At 63.2% G+C, this 20,275-nt stretch carries 16 protein-coding genes; 10 read left to right on the top strand and 6 right to left on the bottom strand.

Annotation, left to right across the window (positions count from 1 at the left end):
• Window positions 1–8: 8 nt before the first annotated feature.
• Both NCR34_RS14515 and NCR34_RS14510 read right to left on the bottom strand, forming a co-directional pair.
• On the bottom strand, window positions 9–1,370 hold the full coding sequence (locus tag NCR34_RS14515) for a hemolysin family protein (protein ID WP_250500221.1): 1,362 nt from the start codon (window positions 1,368–1,370) through the stop codon (window positions 9–11).
• A gap of 61 nt (window positions 1,371–1,431) precedes the next feature.
• Complete coding sequence (locus NCR34_RS14510; RefSeq protein WP_250500220.1) at window positions 1,432–2,550, bottom strand: sensor histidine kinase; 1,119 nt, start codon at window positions 2,548–2,550, stop codon at window positions 1,432–1,434.
• Window positions 2,551–3,389: 839 nt separating this feature from the next.
• Between NCR34_RS14510 and NCR34_RS14505 the strand changes: the two genes are divergently transcribed.
• From NCR34_RS14505 to NCR34_RS14460, 10 genes are all read left to right on the top strand, one after another.
• The gene (locus tag NCR34_RS14505) at window positions 3,390–4,655 is read left to right on the top strand and encodes a flippase (protein ID WP_250500219.1); all 1,266 of its coding nucleotides are present in this window, start codon (window positions 3,390–3,392) and stop codon (window positions 4,653–4,655) included.
• A gap of 263 nt (window positions 4,656–4,918) precedes the next feature.
• The gene (locus NCR34_RS14500; RefSeq protein WP_250500218.1) at window positions 4,919–5,098 is read left to right on the top strand and encodes a hypothetical protein; all 180 of its coding nucleotides are present in this window, start codon (window positions 4,919–4,921) and stop codon (window positions 5,096–5,098) included.
• A gap of 571 nt (window positions 5,099–5,669) precedes the next feature.
• A complete protein-coding gene (locus tag NCR34_RS14495) occupies window positions 5,670–6,821 on the top strand; it encodes a glycosyltransferase (RefSeq protein WP_250500217.1) in 1,152 nt (383 codons plus the stop codon).
• Window positions 6,822–6,831: 10 nt separating this feature from the next.
• A complete protein-coding gene (locus tag NCR34_RS14490) occupies window positions 6,832–7,911 on the top strand; it encodes a glycosyltransferase family 4 protein (RefSeq protein WP_250500216.1) in 1,080 nt (359 codons plus the stop codon).
• Window positions 7,912–7,955: 44 nt separating this feature from the next.
• On the top strand, window positions 7,956–9,146 hold the full coding sequence (locus NCR34_RS14485; RefSeq protein WP_250500215.1) for a glycosyltransferase: 1,191 nt from the start codon (window positions 7,956–7,958) through the stop codon (window positions 9,144–9,146).
• Window positions 9,147–9,169: 23 nt separating this feature from the next.
• Window positions 9,170–10,234: a glycosyl hydrolase gene (locus NCR34_RS14480; protein WP_250500214.1), complete on the top strand. Its 1,065-nt coding sequence runs from the start codon at window positions 9,170–9,172 to the stop codon at window positions 10,232–10,234.
• 411 nt (window positions 10,235–10,645) lie between these two features.
• Window positions 10,646–13,003, top strand: coding sequence for a polysaccharide biosynthesis tyrosine autokinase (locus tag NCR34_RS14475; RefSeq protein WP_502800078.1), 2,358 nt, complete (start codon window positions 10,646–10,648; stop codon window positions 13,001–13,003).
• Between the two features lie 128 nt (window positions 13,004–13,131).
• A complete protein-coding gene (locus tag NCR34_RS14470; RefSeq protein WP_250500212.1) occupies window positions 13,132–14,565 on the top strand; it encodes an O-antigen ligase family protein in 1,434 nt (477 codons plus the stop codon).
• Window positions 14,566–14,646: 81 nt separating this feature from the next.
• Window positions 14,647–14,988 (top strand): FKBP-type peptidyl-prolyl cis-trans isomerase, encoded by a 342-nt coding sequence (locus NCR34_RS14465; protein WP_248322958.1) that lies wholly within the window; start codon window positions 14,647–14,649, stop codon window positions 14,986–14,988.
• Between the two features lie 10 nt (window positions 14,989–14,998).
• On the top strand, window positions 14,999–15,802 hold the full coding sequence (locus NCR34_RS14460; protein ID WP_250500211.1) for an AraC family transcriptional regulator: 804 nt from the start codon (window positions 14,999–15,001) through the stop codon (window positions 15,800–15,802).
• 36 nt (window positions 15,803–15,838) lie between these two features.
• Here NCR34_RS14460 and purF read toward each other — a convergent pair whose 3' ends face one another.
• The 4 genes from purF to folC all read right to left on the bottom strand — a co-directional run bounded on the left by purF (window position 15,839) and on the right by folC (window position 20,252).
• Window positions 15,839–17,386 (bottom strand): amidophosphoribosyltransferase, encoded by a 1,548-nt coding sequence (gene purF, locus NCR34_RS14455; protein WP_244849796.1) that lies wholly within the window; start codon window positions 17,384–17,386, stop codon window positions 15,839–15,841.
• Between the two features lie 133 nt (window positions 17,387–17,519).
• On the bottom strand, window positions 17,520–18,053 hold the full coding sequence (locus tag NCR34_RS14450) for a CvpA family protein (protein ID WP_206469556.1): 534 nt from the start codon (window positions 18,051–18,053) through the stop codon (window positions 17,520–17,522).
• A gap of 12 nt (window positions 18,054–18,065) precedes the next feature.
• Window positions 18,066–18,902, bottom strand: coding sequence for an SPOR domain-containing protein (locus NCR34_RS14445; protein WP_250500210.1), 837 nt, complete (start codon window positions 18,900–18,902; stop codon window positions 18,066–18,068).
• A gap of 39 nt (window positions 18,903–18,941) precedes the next feature.
• Window positions 18,942–20,252: a bifunctional tetrahydrofolate synthase/dihydrofolate synthase gene (gene folC / locus NCR34_RS14440; RefSeq protein WP_250500209.1), complete on the bottom strand. Its 1,311-nt coding sequence runs from the start codon at window positions 20,250–20,252 to the stop codon at window positions 18,942–18,944.
• Window positions 20,253–20,275 lie beyond the last annotated feature (23 nt).

Below are 20,275 nucleotides of genomic sequence, written 5' to 3'. Positions count from 1 at the left end.
GCCACGCGTTATTCGGCCCCTTCGAGCGCCTCTTCGCGGGGATACACGCGAACGAGCACGATTCTCGGCCCGTTCATCTTCTTGACGACGATATCGAAGCGATCGAAGCCCACGCGCTGCCCTTCCGACGGCAGATCGCCCAGCGCGTTGATGACGAGCCCGCCGACCGACTCCGCTCGGCCTTCGTCGATATCGATACCGAGCGCGCGCTCCAGCGACACCACCGGCAATGAGCCCTTGCCCATCAGCGTGCCGTCGTCCATGCGCGACCAGTCCGCGTCGCCCTGGCGGAATTCATCGTGAATCTGGCCGACGAGCGCGCCGAGCAGGTTATCGAGCGTGATGAAGCCGATCGGCTTCGCGCCCTTCCTGCCGACAATGGCGAGATGCGGCGCGCCCTTGCGAAAGCGCCGGAAGAGTTCGAGCGCGGACAGATTCGGCGCGACGTACTGCACCGGCCGCGCATAGCGCGAGAGCTTCTCCAGCTTGCTCGCGTCCTTCGTGATGCTGAAGCTGAACGTGCGGCTCGCTAGCCCGCGATCCAACAGCAAGTCCTTCAGATGAACCATGCCGATCACGCGCTCGCCGGAAGCGTCCGCATACAGCGGATAGCGGCTGAAGCGATGCCGCGAAATGATCGCGAGATTCTCGCGGGCGGGCAAGTCGTTGCGCAGGCCGACGAGTTCGTGCGCGGGCCGCATCAGATCGGAGACCGTCATGCGGCTGAAATCGAGCGAATGCGCGATGGTGTTCCACTCGTCGGCGTTATACGACGACGCGCCGCCATGACGCCGGCCGCGCAGGATCAGCTTGAGTTCGTCGGTCGAATATTGGGCGTCGTGGCCGTGCTCAGCCGACATGCCGAAAAGCCGCAGCACGAGATTCGCGCTCGTGTTCAGCACCCAGATGAACGGGTACATGAGCCAGTAGAAACCGTAGAGCGGCGTGGCGAGCCACAAGCCCACCTGTTCGGCGCGGCGAATGGCCCACGACTTGGGCGCGAGCTCGCCGACGACGATATGCAGAAACGAAATGACGGAGAACGCGAAGAACAGCGAGACGGACTCGATCACCTGCTCCGAATGCACGCCGACGAGCGCGAAGAGTGGATGCAGCAACGCGGCGAATGCTGGTTCGCCGATCCAGCCGAGCCCGAGCGATGCCAGCGTGATGCCGAGCTGGCATGCGGAGAGATAGGCGTCGAGCTGCCCGTGCACTTTGGCGAGCAAGCGGCCGGGCAAGCCGTTGGTCCGCGCGATGGCCTTGACGCGCGTCGCCCTCAGTTTGACGAGGCCGAATTCCGCCGCAACGAAGAAGCCGTTGAGAGCGACCAACAACAATGCGCCGATCAGCGCGACAACCTGAGCCAAAGCAACTCTCTTCGAAAATGGAAAGTGTCAGTATATGGGCGACAGGTAATCGAAAGTCAACTTACATTCCTGCGACCGCGATACGCACCGACAGCACGGCCTCCTGGCCGTCGACGATATTCGCGTGCTCGAAGCCGCCGCCGTGCGCCTCGGCAACGCGTTTGCAGAGCGCGAGCCCCCACGCGATGCGACCGGCCTCGCGCGGCTCGAGCGCCTGCCTGCGCGCGAACGCTTCGAGCGCGTGCGGGGAGGACGCATCGGTCAGCGCCTGCGCCGATGTCGTGAAGCGCACGTCCGTGCGCCACATGCCGCCTTCCATGACGCTCGACACTTGCACGCTCGCGTCGCGCGCGCTCGCTTCCGCGGCGAACGTGAGCATGAGCCACAGCATTTGAGTGAGACGCTCGGCATCGCCTTCGACCTGCTCTTCGGCCAACGACGATTCCACCGCGAAGCCGATGCCACGCGAGCGCGCAATGCTTGCACGCGCGAGCGTCACGCTCTTGTCGAGCAGCGGTCGCACGGCCACCGGCGCCAGCGAGAGCGCGACGGCACGCGTTTCGGCGCGCGTGGTATCGACGGATTGCTCGATCAGCTTGACCTGCTGCTCGACGCCGGAGCGAATGCCCGTCAGCGCGCGTTGCGCGGCGGGATCTTTGGCGTCGACCTTGCGTTCGAGCACGTAGCCCCAGCTGTGAATGGCATTGAGCGGCCCGCGCAGGTCATGCGAGACGATGGACAGCACGTGATCGCGCATGAAGAGCGCGGCCTCCGCCCGAAGATGCGCGATGCGTCCGGGCGCCACGTCCTGCGACGCATCGGCCGATGGCGAGACCACGACCGTCACCGCCCCTGCCGATGGCAACGCGAGAATGGTGAAGCTGCGCGAGGCGGCATCGTCATCGAACGTCACCCGCGCGCGGCTGATGCCGTTGCCGGCGAGCGCGGCGTCCGCGGCTTCGCCGAGCGCGGCCGCGAGCGGCTTGGGCAGCGGCGTGTCGGCGAGCGCGCGATTGGCGAGGCCCGCGGCGTCCAGTTCGAAGAGATGGGCGAAGGTGGCATCGGCCGAGACGCAGCGCAGCGCCGCGTCCAGCACCAGCACGCCGTCGTTACCTGCGACGACCGGATCGCCGGACTGCGCGCCTGTGCGTTCGACCGTACTTGAGAAAGACGTGGTCACGGTTGTTAGTCCTTGCATGTATCGATGTTGCAGTTGATGACGCTGAAGCCGATGCGTTCCGGTCGCCGATGAGCGCCCTGAGCGATGCAAGCCGTGTGGCCAATCTGTGTAGCCCTATCGTCAGCCCATTATATGTGAGCGCCGAACGCGCATGCGGCGAGAAACAGCGCCACTTGCGTCCATCCCGGCTCGCGGCAATCCCCTGCCCGATGAGCAAGCGGCGTGCGTGACACGGCTTTCGCCTTGCGTTTTATGCACGTCCGTGCGGCGAGCGTGCGTCGTCGAACGTCGCGGCTTCAGAGAAAGGTCTATGCTGCGGTTCTCGATAGCGCAATGACTTTATGTCCTCGACGCGCGCTCGCTCATCGGGCGCAAGCGCGAATCCATGTATCGCCGCACGGGACGCTGCTCAGTCGACATCCTCGCCGAGGCTTCCATCCCAGCGCTTCGCTCTCTTTGCGTCGCGGATGCACACGCGCGCCGGTTCGTGCGTGTGGCAACCCACTGAACAATTCTTTTTTTTCCTGTTAAATACGCGTTACTTGTGTCCGCGTCATACTCGTGCCCCGTGGTGCGATACTGACGCGACTCGGTCATGTCGTTGCATCGTTACCTCGCATGTTCCTTCGCTCACTCGCCGTCAGGCCACGACGCGGGTGCTTCACCTTCTTCGGCCTACGTCCTGCCGCTGCAACGCGCGCGTCCGACGAAACTATTCGTCCGATGCGTTGTCAGGCAATGGCTCGCCGAAAGGGCGAACATGCATGGGTCACGTATGAGTCAGCATTTTTTGCGTCATCGAAATCAAGCGCAGCACTCAAGCCGGGAAAAATCGCTCAATGGCATCTTTTCGAAAGAACTTCACGATTCTGATGACGTTGCAGGTATCGACGTACCTCGCACCGCTCCTGACGCTGCCGTGGCTCGCACGCGTTCTGGGCCCGAGCGAGTATGGCCGGCTTTCGTTCGCAATGGCCTTCACGGCCTATTTCATCACCCTCACGAATTTCAGTTTCTCACTGACCGCCACACCCAAGATATCCATCAATCGCGATAACCGCGCGGTGCGTTCCCAGATCTTCTGGGAGACCATGTATGCGCAGATCGCGCTCTCGGTAGCCGGCTTTCTCGTGCTGCTCGTGCTGACGTTCGTCGTTCCGACGCTCGCGGAGAATCGCCAGTTGCTGCTCGTCGGTTTCGGCATGGCCATCGGCTCGATGCTCATTCCCACGTGGTACTTCCAGGGCGTGGAAGACCTCGGCGTGATCAGCGCGCTCGTGTTCGTGGGCCGCGCGCTCAGTATCCCCGCGATGTATCTCTTCGTGCGTCATCACGACGACGTGAACAACGCCATGCTCGTCAACACGCTCGTGCCGCTCGGCTCGGGCATCGCGATCTGCATCTACTTGTACTTCCGGCGCGATATCGACTTCGTTCACGTCTCGCTCAAGACCGTCATCGATCGTCTGAAAGACGGATGGAGCGTCTTCATGGCGACATCGCTCGTCGACATCTATGCGTCGAGCAACATCGTGCTGTTGACGTTCATCTCCGGCAACGTCGCGGGCGGTTACTTCGCCGCGGCGGACAAGCTGATTCGCGCCGCGCTGAACATGCTGAGACCGCTCAAGACGGCGGCTTATCCGCGCGTGAGCTTCCTCATGCATCACGCGCGCGAAGATGCGTTCGCGTTCCTGCGCAAGATGTTCGTCGTGCAAGGCACGATCGTTTCGCTCATTTCCGTGGGCATTTTCTTCGGCGCGCCGCTTGCCGTGAAGCTGCTGTACGGTCCGCAGTTCGCACCGACCGTCGATGTGCTGCGCTGGATGGCCTTCGTGCCGCTGATGTCGGGCCTCACCGATCTCTTCGGCGTTCAGACCATGCTTCCGCTCGGCATGAAGTCGCACTTCAGCCGGGTGCTGATCGGCTCCGCGATTCTGAACTTCAGCCTGCTCGCCGTGCTGGCCATGCTCTTCGGCGAACAGGGCGCGGCGGCAACCGTCCTCATCGTGGAGACGGCCATTGCGGCAGCCATGGCCTTCACGCTGCATCTCGAAGGCGTGCCCTTGCTGAAGCGTCCCATGACGCCCGGTGGAGCGGGTTGAGACCTGGCCCGTTTCCTGCGTCTTCACGTGGGCTGTCTTGCCTGACAGCCCCGATTTTCCTTCGCACCCCGACTCTGCCTGCACTGTCCTGCTATAGAACTTTCACAGGCGACATGCCAAAGCTGCACGTCGCTCGGTGAAGTGTTTGCATCTTGCTTGCCTGCTACTCCGAAAGTTGCACCGGTGTATGTGGGCGAGCGCACGGACGGATCATGATTCGGGGCTTAAGGTACTAGGTATCAATCCTTATTGTGAGCGGTGGCATGAAACCAGACGACCTATCGTTCGAACGCGTGCAAAGGCTGGTCGAGCGCGCTGAAAACTTGCGTATGCAATCCGCTGCGGTGCCGGTAAAGGATCTTCGTATCCTGCTGGACGTATGCGAAATAGCCTTTGCACAACGGACCATGTCCGACATCAAAACAGAACCCGAAGTCAACTGACTTCACCATCATCAGTAAAGTCCGCGTGGGTCGGCCGGCACGGCAATGCGCAACATGCCCGGCCTGTCGGCACAGGCTATCGTCGAACCGGTCGGTTTCGACTGATTGCATGACAAATGGACTTTACGTTTCCGCACGGATTTTTTAAAGCAGACTCGATAACCTCGCTTGCGCGGCGATTCGTGCGCGCGAACGGACCTGCGTTATCTGTCCGGAAAGATCGATTGAGCATTACCTGACTCGCCTGCTCGGACGAACGGCGAGTGCTGACGGGATGGCGCATCTCACGAAGGACGCGGCAACAGCAGAAGACAGACGATACGTTCTAGTGGCTGGCGGCGTGCGCAGCAACGCATTCCGACCGAGTGGTCGAAACCACACTCGATAAGCAATGCCGCGCGCCTAGTTCTGTTTTTTGTGTTTTCCTTTGAACGTGGATGCGCCTTTGCCGTCAGAGCATGCTGCACATGGCGATATGTGGGTTACCGACCATTGATAACGACAAGACCGCTGTTCTTCTCCATTGCGATTGCCGCGGGGCGCAGGTAATACGCTATTCGAAGAGTCAAACATGAAAGAGATCGTCCATATAACAGAAGCGTTCGGAGGCGGGGTTCTCTCGATGCTGACCCAGCTTTCCAACCGCGCAGCGGCCGCAGGAGTCGGCGTAACGATCCTTCATTCCATCCGGCAGGAAACCCCAGCTAACTTCGAGAAGCTCTTCCACCCTGCGGTCAGGCTCAAGCACGTCAACATGTGCCGCGAAGTGCATCCGAAAAACGACTTTACCGGCGTTCGGGATCTGGCGCGCGCGCTGCGCGAATGCGATCCGTCGGTCGTGCATCTGCATTCCTCGAAGGCCGGCGTGCTGGGCCGCATCGCTGCTCGCATCGCCGCGCCGCGCGCACGCGTCTTCTATTCGCCGCATGGACTCTCGTTCCTGCGCCGCGATGTATCGCCTACCAAGCAGTTCGCGTATCTCACGTTCGAGCGCATCGCGGCGCGCATGGGCGGCACCATCGTCGCCTGTTCGACGAGCGAGCTGCGCGAGATCGAAACGAAGGTCCGGCCGCCCGACGCGCGGATGATCGAGAACGGCGTGAACGTGGCCGAGATTCCGCCGCGCATCGAGAAGACGAGCGGCGAGCTCGTCATCGGCATGAGTGGCCGCGCTTCGTACCAGAAGAATCACGAGGCGTTCGTGAAGCTCGCGACCGACTTGCATGCGCCAAAGGTCAAGTTTCTGTGGATCGGCGGCAATGTCGAAGAACTGCCGGGCCAGTCGAAGAGCGCGGTCGAATGCAGCGGCTGGGTGACGCGCGAGCGCGCGCTCGAACTGACATCGGAACTGGACATCTATGTGCAGACGTCGCGCTGGGAAGGCATGCCTATCGCGCTGATCGAAGCGCAGGTGGCGGGCATTCCGGCAGTCGTCACCGATGTGGTGGGAAACCGCGACGTGGTTCAGCACGGCGTGACGGGCTTCGTCGCGAAGAGCGAGGAAGAGATGGAAGGCTATATCGCGCGTCTGCGCGACGACTCCGCGTTGCGCGCTCGCATGGGCGCCGAAGCGCGCGCGTCGGCTTGCAAACGCTTTTCGATGGACGCGATCTTCCGCCAATGGCTCTCGATGTATGAGTTCGGCTCGGACCGCCATTCGCGCGAACCGCTCGGCGCGAATGAAGTGGCATCGTATGAGACGAGCTCCGATTCACAGTTCTGACGCGTAAGACATGAATACCTCCTTCGCCCCAAACAAGCTCGTCTACAACGGCCGCTTCACGAGCCAGAAGACTACCGGCGTGCAGCGCGTCGCGCGCGAACTCGTCGCCGCCTTGATGAAGCTGCCCGAGGGCTCGCATGTGACGCTGGCGGTGCCGCCGCAGCCGGGCCTCGTGCCGGTGGACGGCGTGCCGACCGTCGAACTCGGATTCGGCAAGGGCGTGTTCTGGGAGCAGATCGTGCTGCCGCTGTTTGCGGGGCGCTCGCGCATCGTCAATCTCAGCAACTCGGGCTCGATCTTCCGGCCGAACCAGATCATCTACATGCACGATGCCGCGGTGTTCGACACGCCCGCGCATTTCTCGTGGAAATTCCGCATGTGGTACCGCGTGATGTTCTGGATTCTCGCGCGTACTTCGAGCTGCGTGATGACGAACTCCGAGTTCTCGCGTGATCGTCTCGCGCATCACGTCGGCGTGGACCCGAAGCGAATCGGCGTCGTGCCGCTCGCGGCGGACCATCTGGATCACATCGTGCCGGATACGTCGGTCATCGGAGACCTCAAACTCACGCCGAACCGCTACGTTCTGGCCGTGAGCAGCATGAATCCGACGAAGAACTTCAAGCGTCTCGTCGAAGCGTTCATGCGCCTGAACGATCCTTCCATCGACCTTGTGATCGTCGGCATGAAGAATGCGACGATCTTCGGCAAGGCGCAGGATCTCTCGAGCGCGCCGAACATCAAGCAAGCGGGCTACGTGAGCGATGAAAAGCTCAAGGCGCTGTACCAGCATGCAGCCTGCTTTCTTTACCCTTCGATCTATGAAGGCTTCGGCATTCCGCCACTGGAAGCAATGCGCAATGGGTGCCCCACGCTCGTCGGCCGCGCAGCCGCGCTGCCCGAAACGTGCGGCGATGCGTCCATCTACTGCGATCCCTTCTCGGTGGAAGACATCGCCGCGAAGCTGCGTGAATTGCTGGACTCGCCGCAACTGAGCGAAGACCTCCGACGTCGTGGGCTCGCGCATGCGGAGCGGTATCGCTGGACCGAGAGCGCGCGAATGCTGATGCAGTTCATAAATAGACGATAAAGCAGATGTCAAAGCGCGCCAACGCGTGCGACAGGGGAACCACAGTGAACGTTGGAATCTATTGCGATTCGGGCATCAACGGTGGGCACGAGGAGATGCTCAAGCGTTTCATGCTCGCGCTCATCTCGAGCGGGAATGTCGACACGCTCCACATTCTCGTGCCGCGGAGTAACGCAGCCCTCTACCGCTATGTCAGCGATCTGAGCCGCCAGCATCCGAAGGTCCGCACCGTCGGGCTCGCTTATACGGCGGAGTCCATTCGCGGCGACCTATTTGCGCTCTTGGGCGCGATTCGCTCCACAGCAGCGACGCTGCGCACGCTCAATCTCTCGAAGCTGCTGATTGCACAGGGCACGATTGCATCGGGCCTCGCGGGGCTGCTGGGCGCGCGTTATGCGCGCGTGCCGACGCTGAGCTATTTGCCGCTCGTCGATGAAGCGCCCGAACACGCCGGCGTCACCGACAAGATCAAGTGGCTCGTCAAACGCGTGCTGTACCGCATGCCGGACGAGTTCGTCACGCTCAACGAACATCTGCGCGGCCAGTTGCGCGCGCTCGCGCCACAGGCGCGCACGATGATCCTCGAAAACTACGTCGACGATCGCTTCAGCCGTTCCATGCTGACGAAGCCCGCCGCGCGCGCCGCGTTGGGCTTGCCGGACGATGGCACGACGATCATCGCGCATATCGGCCGCATCAACTTCAAGCAGAAGCGTCAAGACTTCCTGATGGAAGCCATCGAGCGGCACGCGGACGCGTTCAAACATACGGTCGTGCTGATCGTCGGCGAAGGACCGGATGCCGCGCGGCTTGCCGAGATGGTCGATGCAAGCCCGGTCTTGTCCGCATGCGTGCGCATCGTCGGGCCGAAGCACGACGTGCTGCCGTACATCGTCGCAAGCGATACGCTCGTGTTGCCGTCGGCCTTCGAAGGCGTGCCGCTCGTGATGATCGAAGCGGTGCTGGCCGAGCGGCCCATCGTCGTGTCGCGTATCTCCGGACTCGATTCGTACTTGCCGAATGCGCTACTCTTCCGTCCCGGCGATCACGAGGCGTTCGTCGAGCGCATCTTCGCCGCGCGCGATGTGCCGATAACCGCGCTGGCCAACAGCTTCCGTCGCCGCTTCTCGCGCGAAGCGTTCGACGCCCAAGCGCAAAACGTGATGCTGCCCGCCATGCCGTGCCGCGGCGCGTTCGATCCGGCATCGCCTCAGCACTCCGATGTTCCGGGCTGATCTGGTTTTCTCATGAGGGATGCATGTTGAAGCAAAGGCTGTGGGTTGCCATCTCGTTGGTCGGCGCGCTCGTGTGCGGCTCTGCCGTGGTGCAGGCGCGAACCGGCGCGGTGCAGTCCGCACCGTCCGATGCCCCGAAGATGAACTGCGGTGATCGCACGAACGGCGTGTTCTACGGCGTCGTCGGTCATCTGGAACATCGCGGCGTTTATCGCACGACCGACTTCGACCTGCAGATTTCGCAACTGCGCGATCTGGGCGTCACGATGTACGCGCAGGACGTGTCGAGCGAAGACAGCGCGCATCTCGTCGCGGATTTCGCGCGTCAGGCCGCGAAATCCTGCATCGGCGTGCTCGCGCTCGTGACGCCGTTCGAGCCGCAAAAGCGCGCGAACGAGCAGGAGACCTTCGAGCGCGGCTATGCGCTCGGCAAGACGGCGGGGCGCGTGTTGAAGGGCCTCGTCACCTACTATCAGGTCGGCAACGAGTACGACAACTGGACCATCCTGGGCTCGGATCGCAGCGGCGAGCATCCGTCGGATTACGACAACGCGCGGTTCATGAAAGCGCGTGGCTCGATACTCGGCCTCATCAAAGGCATACGCGAAGCGAACCCGGACGCGAAGATCCTGCTCACGTCCTTCGGATGGCTGCATTACGGCTTCACGGACATGCTCTTTGCCGGCACCCAGCCGGACGGAACCAAAGGGCATCCCATCCCTCAATGGGATATCACCGCGTGGCACTGGTATTCGAACATGGGTTCGATCACGGCGGCCGGCCCGAAGAAGGTCAATGTGCTCGAACGTCTGCGCGATAGCTACGGCAAGCCTATCTGGATCACGGAATTCGGCGTGCGCCCGAACCATGCGGACCCGGGCGGCTTCCTGACCGGCAAGGACGCGCTTGCGGGCTTCGTGAAGGCGGCCAAGACCTACGACATTCAGAACGTCACGCTCTACGAGCTTTACGACGACCAGCGCTTCGGCGGCGACGGAAACTACGGCGTCATTCACGACGACGGACAGACGCGCAAGCCGCGCTTCAATGTCGTGCGCGACTTCATCAAAGCGAACCCCATGCCATAACGGAAAAAACGTAATGTGTGACGAATGTCGCGCGGGCCAAACCAGTAAGTATGGCCTGTTGCGCCGCGGATGCAAGTGCGCTAACCGTCATTACGCTCATATTTGGTTCGCTACTTAACAGACGGAAGCAGTTCGAGTCCGGAAGATTAGTCTGACGCTACGTATTTTGGGCGTATGGTGTCGATTCGCACACACGGCGTGGGGCGAACACCCTGCCGTTGCAGATCGATAGAGCGCCTTGCCGATTCGCGCTCTTCTCGTTCGGGCGCAACTCGACGAGCCGTACCGCCTGACGCCCTTTGACTCTCCCGGCCACGCCGGATACACACACGAACGACGTAACGCGGCCAACCGCGCGGGCTTTGCGTTTTTGTCTGGCCCGGAAAACTACGCTCAACATTCGAACAGAGGATGCCGCCTTTGAACACGCTATACGTCAACTCCGGATCTTCGCGTCCTGGCAAGGACGACAATGAATTCACTGCGGGCGACATGATCAAGCTGCTGCGCGATCACATCGGCATGTTGCTGGTGTTCATCGTCGCGGCCGCTGCGCTCGCCTCCGCTTACGCTTTCCTCGCGGAACCGATCTATTCGGCCGACGTCGTCGTGCGTGTCGATCCTCCGGATCCGAACGCGCTCGGCATCGCGCCGCAAAACCAGATGCAGGCGCAGCAGCAGCAAACGCCGGTCACTCAGCTCGCGCCGGCTGAAATCTCGGTAATGAAGAGCCGCTCGGTGCTGGAGCCGGTCGTCAATCAGTTCCACTTCGACATCAAGGTCAAGCCGCATACCATGCCGGTGCTCGGCTGGATCGCAGGCATGTTCGCCCAGCGCGGCCATCTCGCGCCCGCATGGTTCGGCATGAAGTCGTACGCGTGGGGCGGCGAAGATCTGCGCATCGCGCGTCTCGACGTTCCGCCGTCGCTCGAAGACGCGAAGCTCGACTTCACGCTGCTCGACAACAATCAGTTCCAGCTCGAAGACCCGGACGGCAACGTGCTGTTGCGCGGCACCATCGGCCGCCCCGCTTCGGCGCACGGCGTGTCGATGCTCGTCGAAGGCGCGGTCGGTCATCGGGGCGTGCACTTCACGGTCACGCGCTACAACACGCTGGATGCCATCGATCTGCTGCTGAAGTCGATCAAAGTGGCCGAGTCCACGAAGGACACCGGCATCGTCGAAATCTCGTATAACGGCGACGATCCCGATCAAACCGCCGATGTGGCGAACGCGCTGGGCCAGGCGTATCTCGCCGCCGCCGTCGCGAGCCGTCAGGCCAACGATACGAAGACGCTCGAATTCATCCGCTCGGAACTGCCGCGCCTCGAGCGCGATCTGAAGGACGCCGAAGGCCGTCTGAGCGCATTCCGCGCGAAGTCGCAGTCGGTGCAGCCGATCAACGAAGCGCAGGCGTATCTGCAAGGTAGCATCACCTCGATGCAGCAACTGGCGATGCTGCAACTGCAACGCACGCAAGCGTTGCAGCGCTTCACGCCGGACAGCCCGCAGGTTCGTAATCTCGATCAGCAGATCGCGCAATACGAGCAGACCAACAAGCAGATCCAGTCGCGCTTCGACAGCATGCCCGCTTCGGAACGCCAAAGCGCCGAGCTCACGCGTGATGCGCGCGTCGCGGAGACCGTCTATCTCGGCATGATGAACAAGGCCGAAGAGCTGTCGATTCGTCGCGCCAGCACGAGCGGCGGCGCGCATATCGTCGATAACGCACTGCGTCCGCATCGTCCGGTGAAGCCGAACAAGCCGCTCGTGATCGTCGCGGGCACGGCCCTCGGCTTCTTCGTCGGCACGTTCTTCATCTTCCTGCGTCGTCACGCGATGATCGGCGTCACCGATCCGATGTTCGTCGAACGTCGCCTCTCGGTGCCGGTGCTCGGCGAGGTGCTCTTCAGCCGTCAGCAGCAGTTGCTCGATCACGAGATCTCGGTGTCGCCTGTGGGTCACGCGCTTGGGTCTTCGGGCATGCAGACAGGCAGCGCGCCGAAGGCGTTGCCGCACGTCAAGCGCGAAGCGCACGATGACATCACCATGCCGAATCTCGGCGATAACGACCGCGACGCTTTCGTGCTCGCCACGCGCTATCCGCACGATCCGGCCGTCGAAGCCCTGCGCGCGGTGCGCACGGAGCTGTATCGCGACCTCGTGAACGCGCCGAACAACATCGTGATGCTGACCGGTCCGATTCCGTCGGCGGGCAAGAGCTTCGTCGCAGCGAACCTGTCCGTGCTGCTCGCGGAGATCGGCCTGCGCGTGCTCCTGATCGACGGCGACTTGCGCCGCGGCCATATCGCGTCGTTCTTCAAGCAGTCGAATCCGGGCGGTCTGTCGGAAGTGCTGAAGGGGCAAGTGGGCACGGCCGAGGCCATTCGTCAGGTCGGCGTGCCGGGGCTTTCGTTCATGTCGTGCGGCAGCTACCCGGAGAATCCGTCGGAACTGCTGATGATGCCGGGCTTCCGCGACATGCTCGCGCGCCTGAGCGATCAGTACGACCTCGTGCTCATCGATACCCCGCCCTTCCTCGCCGTCACGGACGCGGCCATCGTCGCAAGCGATGCAGGTTCGACGGTTCTCGTTCTGCGCTCGGGCATCCAGAGCGAAGAGGAGATCGAAGAGACCGTGAAGAAGGTGCAGCGCGCAGGCGGACGTCTGGTCGGCTCGGTGTTCAACGCCATTCCGAAGCGTCGCAGCAACCGCCGCACGTATGGTTACGCGGCGGCCTACACGAGCAGCTTCAAGTCGGCGAACTGATGGTCGTCTCGAAGCACAGCATGATTGCCTGAGCGAAACGCCGCGTGCCTGCCACGCGGCGTTGCGTTTCAGGGCACGGCCTTCGGGCAACGGCAGGCAAAACAAAAGACGCAGCCACACTCTCTACGATGAAAGACAAAGCAACGCTGATCGACAAGTACTACCGCATCTGGGCTTTCGCGATGCCGGTCACGTCGTTCCTCGTGTTCCCGTCCATTCAGGGCACGACGATCGGCTATCTCATGTGCTTCCTTTCCGTGCCGCTCGTGCTTTTGTTCGGCGGCCGTTCGCGCAAGAACTACTTGCACTTCGTGGGCGCGGCCATCCTCGTCTGGCTCCTGATGCTCTGCACGACGCAACTCGCGGACGTGATGGCGCCGTTCGATCCGGACTTCAGCAAGATAGCGCTCGTCGACGACAAGGATCCGGTCACGTTCATCCTCCGCAAGAGCATGTTCACGCAGTCCATCTACGTGGCGGCGGTCGTGCTGTACGCGGCGTACGTGTACTACTACTACCGGCCGACGTGGGACCAGTGGATCTTCGCGGCGGTGACGCTCTTCGCCCTCTACGGCATCTATGAAGTGGTGTTCTACGTGCTGACGGGCTCGCCCGGCGACTTCATCTCGAACCGCGCGTTCGGCGACCAGTTCGGCCGCGGCATCGTGCGCTCGGACGGCACGGTGAACGGCAGCTCGTTCCAGGTCGTGAGCGCGGGCGGCATGTCGATACAGCGTCTCAAGGCGCTGACCGGCGAACCGTCGATGTACGCCATGTCCATCTTCCCCTTCTGGATCTACTTCAACGCGACGGCGCGCTTGCGCTGGCCGGTGTGGATCATCGGGCTGTCGCTCGTGATGAGCACGTCGTCGACGGTGCTGATCGGCTATGCGGTGTTCGCGCTCATTCGCATGCGCAAGCTCGGCATCAATCCGATCAAGGCGCTCATCGGCGTCTTCCTGCTCGCGGTGGTCGCGTTCGTGTTGCAGGACTATATCGCCGACCTGTTCCAGCAGATGGTGATGGACAAACTGGAAGGAAAGAACGAGTCGGGCTCCGACCGCGCCATGCTCTTTTTCGAGTCGTTGCGCCTGTGGGTGCATGCTTCGCCGCTGAACCAGCTATTCGGCATCGGCTTCGGCTATATCCGCTCCACCGACCTGTTCTCGACCCTGCTCGTCAACACGGGCGTGATCGGTCTCGTCGGCATCAGCGCGCTGATGCTCTACCCCGCGTTCAAGCTCGACTGGGACGCGCGCGGCATGGCCCTGCGCCAGTGCTGTGTGGCGACGTGGACCATGATGATGGTCTCGGTGCCCGAGTTCGCCTACCTCGCGCCGTGGACGTTCATCGCGATGGCGTACGTGCGCGTGCGGGCGCTGAAGCTCGCGCGGAAGAACACGCGTGACGTCATGCCGGGTCATGCGATGGAGCCTTCGTACATCAGCCCGGAATTCGGCGTGAGCGTGAGTCCGAACGTCGGCGCCCGGGTCGGCTCGCCGATGAACGCGAACCGCCCGCGCATCGGCAGCCGCATGAATCCGCGCGGCCGTCACTCCTGATCGCCCTGACTCGCTTCGTTGCTACGCTCTACAATGGTGGTTTCGACCATCGGCGTAGAGCCGTGCAACCAGGAGCAAACAATGTCGACAGTCACGACCGATTCCGGTCTCAAGTATGAAGACGTCACCGTCGGCGAAGGCGCCGAAGCCGTCGCGGGCAAGACCGTCAGCGTGCACTACACCGGCTGGCTGACCGACGGCCAGAAGTTCGACTCCAGCAAGGACCGCAACGATCCTTTCGCCTTCGTGCTCGGCGGCGGCATGGTCATCAGGGGCTGGGACGAAGGCGTGCAGGGCATGAAGGTCGGCGGCGTGCGCCGTCTCACCATTCCGCCGCAACTCGGCTACGGCGCGCGCGGCGCGGGCGGCGTGATTCCGCCGAACGCCACGCTCGTCTTCGAAGTGGAACTGCTCGACGTCTGAGCATGACGGCATGAACGCGCCGGTCCCCCGCCCTACCGTTTCGCTGCGCCGCTATGAAGCGGTGCAGGCGTCGGACGAGCACGACTTCCATCAGATCGTGCTCGGTTTCGATGGCGCAATGGGCATGGCGGTGGATGGCGGCGAATCGCTCATCGACCGTCATCGCGCGTGGATCATCCCGGCCGGCGCGCGTCACGAGTACTGGGCCGAAGGCGTCAATCGCCAGCTCGTGCTCGATCTTCCCGCTTCATCGGTCGCGGTGCCCGCGCGTTTTTTCGAGCGCGCGCGTACCGTCGATCTCGATTCATCGGTCACGCAGCTCGTCGCGAACGTCGCCAAGCGCCTTCCTACCGACGACGCCGCCCTGCCCGCGCGTCTGGGTTGGCAAGCAGCCACGCATCTGTGCGGCGCCTTGATGGCCGGCGCGGGCGCATCGCTCGATGCCGAGTTGCGCGGCCTCGACTTCGCGCGCATCGACCGGTGGCTGCGCGCGCATCTTTGCGAGCCGCTGCGCATCGCGGATCTCGCCGCGCATTGCGGCTTCGGCATGCGGCGCTTTCACCAGTTATTCAGCGAGGCGTTCGGCGAAACGCCGCATCGCTATCTGCATCGCCTGCGTCTGGACACGGCGCTGACCCTGCTCGCCGATCCGCGCGCCTCGCTCACGCACGTCGCGCTTGAAGTCGGCTTCGCGGATCAAAGCGCGTTCACGCATGCGTTCTCCAAGCGCTTCGGCATCGCGCCGGGGCAGTGGCGCAGCGGCGCGTTAATGACACAGCGCGAGCCACAGACGCAAAAAAGCCCGCTCGTCTGATCGACCGAGCGGGCTTCTCGAAACCAATACGAAGGCTTATTCCACCGACAGTTGCAGATGCAGTTGCGAACGCGCGGGACCGCCTTCGAGCGCCTCGCCCGCGATATCGCGGTCCGTTTGCTCTTGCGGCGCGAGACGCGCGGTTTCGATGCGATCGAGATAGTCGGTCGTGACGTCGCCGGTAATGTAGTGACCGTCGAAGCACGACGCCTCGAAATCCTTCAGCGCCGGATTGATGTCGCGCACCGCGTTCTTCAGGTCCTCGACATCCTGATACACCAGATAGTCCGCGCCGATCATGCGCGCCACTTCTTCGTCGCTGCGGCCATGCGCGACGAGTTCGCCACGCGTCGGCATATCGATGCCGTACACGTTCGGGAACTTCACCGGCGGCGCGGCAGACGCGAAGATCACCTTGTTCGCGCCTGCATCGCGGGCCATCTGCACGATTTCATGCGATGTCGTGCCGCGCACGATCGAATCGTCGACGATCAGCACGTTCTTGCCCTTGAACTCGATGCCCATCGCGTTCAGCTTCTGGCGCACCGACTTCTTGCGCACAGCCTGGCCCGGCATGATGAACGTGCGGCCCACGTAGCGGTTCTTGAAGAAGCCTTCGCGATATTCGACGCCGAGCTTCGCGGCCACCTGCATCGCGGCGGGGCGCGACGAATCGGGAATCGGCATCACGACGTCGATCGGCACGTCCGGCAGCACGCGCTTGATCTTCTCGGCGAGATAGTCGCCCATGCGCAGACGCGCGTTGTAGACCGGCACGCCGTCGAGGCACGAATCCGGACGCGCCAGATACACGAGTTCGAAGATGCAGGGGTTCAGCACCGGCTTTTCGGCGCACTGGTGACTGTGCAGATTGCCGTCTGCGTCGATGAAGATCGCTTCGCCCGGCTCGATGTCGCGCACGAATTCGAAGCCGATGCCTTCGATCGCCACCGATTCCGACGCCACCATCCACTCGACGCCCGTCGACGTTTCCAGCTTGCCGAGCACGAGCGGGCGAATGCCGAACGGATCGCGAAACGCCACGAGACCGTAGCCCGCGATCAGCGAGACGATCGCGTAGGACCCCTTCACCCGCCGATGCACGCCCGCGACCGCCTTCCACAGCGCGGCTTCGTCGAGTTCGAGGCCGGAGCTCGCCAGTTGCAGTTCGTGCGCGAAGACGTTCAGCAGCACTTCGGTGTCGGACGCGGTGTTGATGTGCCTGCGGTCGATCCGGAACATCTCGTCCTTCAGCTGCATCCAGTTCGTCAGATTGCCGTTGTGCGCGAGGATGATGCCGAACGGCGCGTTGACGTAGAACGGCTGCGCTTCTTCCTCGTTCGACGCCGAACCGGCCGTCGGATAGCGCACTTGCCCGATGCCGACGTTGCCCGGCAGGCTGCGCATGTTGCGCGTGCGGAACACGTCGCGCACCATGCCGTTGGCTTTGTGCATGTGGAAGTTGTTGCCGTTCGCCGTGGCGATTCCCGCCGCATCCTGCCCGCGATGCTGCAAGAGCAGCAGGCTGTCATAGATGAGCTGATTGACGGGGCTTTGGGAAACTACACCTACGATGCCGCACATGGCATGGTCCTTCAAAGAGTCGAAACGGTAGAGAGGCGTGCCGGCGTCGCGCCAGGTCGAACGAGCCCCGCCAGCGGGCGCGTTCGGCGGCGCAAGTGGCCGTCGCGCGTTCCTCGTGTAGCCTGCCGTTCGTCTATTGTGCGGCGCTTGGCGCCGTGTCGCCTGATTGCGGCGCGACGTGCACATACGCGGCGAGCGTATCGGGGAGAAGCGGTCTCAATTCGCGCACGCCTTGCTCGGCCATGGGCCGCAGCAGCGCGTGACGCCAAAAATCCTTCTGCGGCAATTCGGTCAGACCTGCGAGCGCGACCAGAATCACCACCAATATAGCGCCTCGGACGAGGCCAAACAGCAGCCCGAGCGAACGATCCACGCCGCGCAGGCCCGTCACTTCCGTGATGCGCGTGAGCAGCGCCGACAACACGCTCGACAGCAGCAGCACCGCGCCGACCACCAGCAAAAACGCGACGAGCCACTGAGTCAGCGCGCCGCCCGGCCAGTATGCCGGGATGTACGGCACCACCACGCTCACGAACCGGCCCGCGATCAAAATCGCAGCGACCCAGCCGATCAGCCCGAAGGCTTCGGCGAGCAACCCGCGCCACATGCCGCGCAAGGCGGACAGGCCGATCACGGCCATCACGGCGTAGTCGAAGCTCGTGAACATCGACATCGACGCTTAGTTCGACGCCGACCGCTTGCCGCCGGCCAGACCCGCCTGCCGCACCTTGACGAGCGCGGCGGACGCCGACGCGCGATCCGGGAACGGTCCTGCGCGCAACAACGCGCGGGACGAGCCATCCGACTGCTGACGATGTTCGAGATATGCGGGCACGCCCGCGGCTTTCAACTTGTTGACCCAGTTTTGCGCTGCCGTGTCGTCGTCGAACGTGCCGATCTGAAGCACGAAGCGGCTGCCGGCCGGCGACGACGGCGTATTCGCCGCGCTCGATGCCGGACTCGCGGTGGTGTCCTTTTCCGCGGCCGCTTGAGCCTGCGGCTTCGCGGCTTCCTTGACAACGGGTGCCGGCTTGCTTTCAGCCTTCGCTTCCGGCTTCGCCTGCGCAGTGGCAGCGGGCGCCGAAGCCGACGGTTGCGGCTGCGTCACGCCTGCGGCCACGTTCGCCGTATCGGTTGCCGCAGCGGGCGACTCATGCGCGACGCCTGCCTGCGTGTCCGCGTCGTTCGCCTCGCGGGACTGCTTCGCGGCGGGCGCGGCGCGGTTGGGAATATCGATGGAAATGTCGTCGGCGACGGGTTTGGGGCGCGAATCCAGCACCATCGGCAGGACGATGACCGCCGCCAGCACCAGCGCGATGGCCCCGACGAGCCTGCGCCGCGCGCGCTGCTTCTCGGGAAGCGTGGGGTCGAGCATCATGGCGTCGGCATCGGGACGGTCCGTGCGGCGCGTGCGGCGCTCCGTGCGCGCGGTATGACGCGAGCCGCGCGGGGAATCGGAGTATGCGTCGCTCGCGGCGCGGGCGTCGTCTTTCTTGCCGAACGAGAAAAGTCCCATGTATGGCTTGGTGCGAGAAGCTTCAGACGGCCTGCCGTCTCAGTGATGCTGCGATTTGCGGTAGGCCATGACGCCAGCCACCGTATAGAAACTGCCGAAAACCACGATTCTATCATTTTCGGACGCGCGGCTTAACGCGTCTCGAAATGCATCGGCCGGGGTCTCGAATCGTGCAACGCTGCTGTCGGGGCCGTCGTTGACACCGGCATCGCGCAGGACGGCTTCCAGACGGTCGGCGGTGGCCGCACGCGGCGTCGGCAGCGCGGTCACGTTCCAGTGGTCGATCTCGCCCGCGAGCTGCTTCACGATGCCTTCTATGTCCTTGTCGCCCATCGCGCCGAAAACCGCGTAGGTGTACGGGAAATAGCCCATGTTGCCGAGGTTTTGCGCGAGCACGGCGGCGGCGTGCGGATTGTGCGCCACGTCGAGAATGATCTGCGGCTTGCCCGGCAGCACCTGAAAGCGCCCCGGCAATTCCACGTTCGCGAGCCCCAGACGAATGTCCTGCGCGGACACCGGCAGCCGGTCGCGCAACGCCTCCAGCGCGGCGAGCGCCGCCGACGTATTGATGAGTTGATTTGCCCCGCGCAGCGCCGGGTAAGCGAGCGCCGCGCGCCGCTGCGTGCGGCCGATGTAGCTCCACTGCTGGCGTTCGTTGCCCGGCTGGGCTTCGTAGCGAAAATCGCGGCCGACGAGCCACAGATCCGCGCCCACGGCGGCGGCATGGTCGATCAGCGTCTGCGGCGGCGAAGGATCGCCGCACACGGCAGGCTTGCCCGGACGGAAGATGCCCGCCTTCTCGAAGCCGATCTTCTCGCGCGTGTCGCCGAGATAGTCCGCATGATCGATGTCGATGCTCGTCACCACGGCGCAGTCCGTATCGACGATATTCACCGCGTCCAGCCGCCCGCCGAGCCCCACTTCGAGGATCACGACATCCAGCCCGCGCGACGCGAACAGATGCAGGATGGCGAGCGTCGTGAATTCGAAATACGTCAGCGAAACCGGATCGGGTAAGCTGACTCGCGCCTTCTCGACGGCTTCGAAGTGTTCCAGCAAGTCAGCGTCGGTGGCTTCAACGCCGTCGATGCGCGCGCGCTCATTGAACGACAGCAGGTGCGGCGACGTATGGCAGCCCACGCGATAGCCCGCGCGCAGCAGAATGCTTTCAAGGATCGCGCACGTCGAGCCCTTACCGTTCGTGCCGCCGACGGTGATCACCGGGCAGTCGAAGCGCAGGCCGAGCGCCTCCTTGACGCGCCCGATGCGCGCGAGGCCCATGTCGATGCCGACCGGATGCGCCGCTTCCAGATGGGCGAGCCACGCGTCGAGAGTGGGAAATGTGGTCATGTTCGGTAGTCGGAAAAGCAAAA

Source organism: Caballeronia sp. GAWG1-5s-s, from assembly GCF_023631445.1.
GTDB lineage: Bacteria > Pseudomonadota > Gammaproteobacteria > Burkholderiales > Burkholderiaceae > Caballeronia.
Note: the sequence above shows the minus strand (reverse complement) of the source record. Positions and strands in the feature narration are given on the sequence as shown.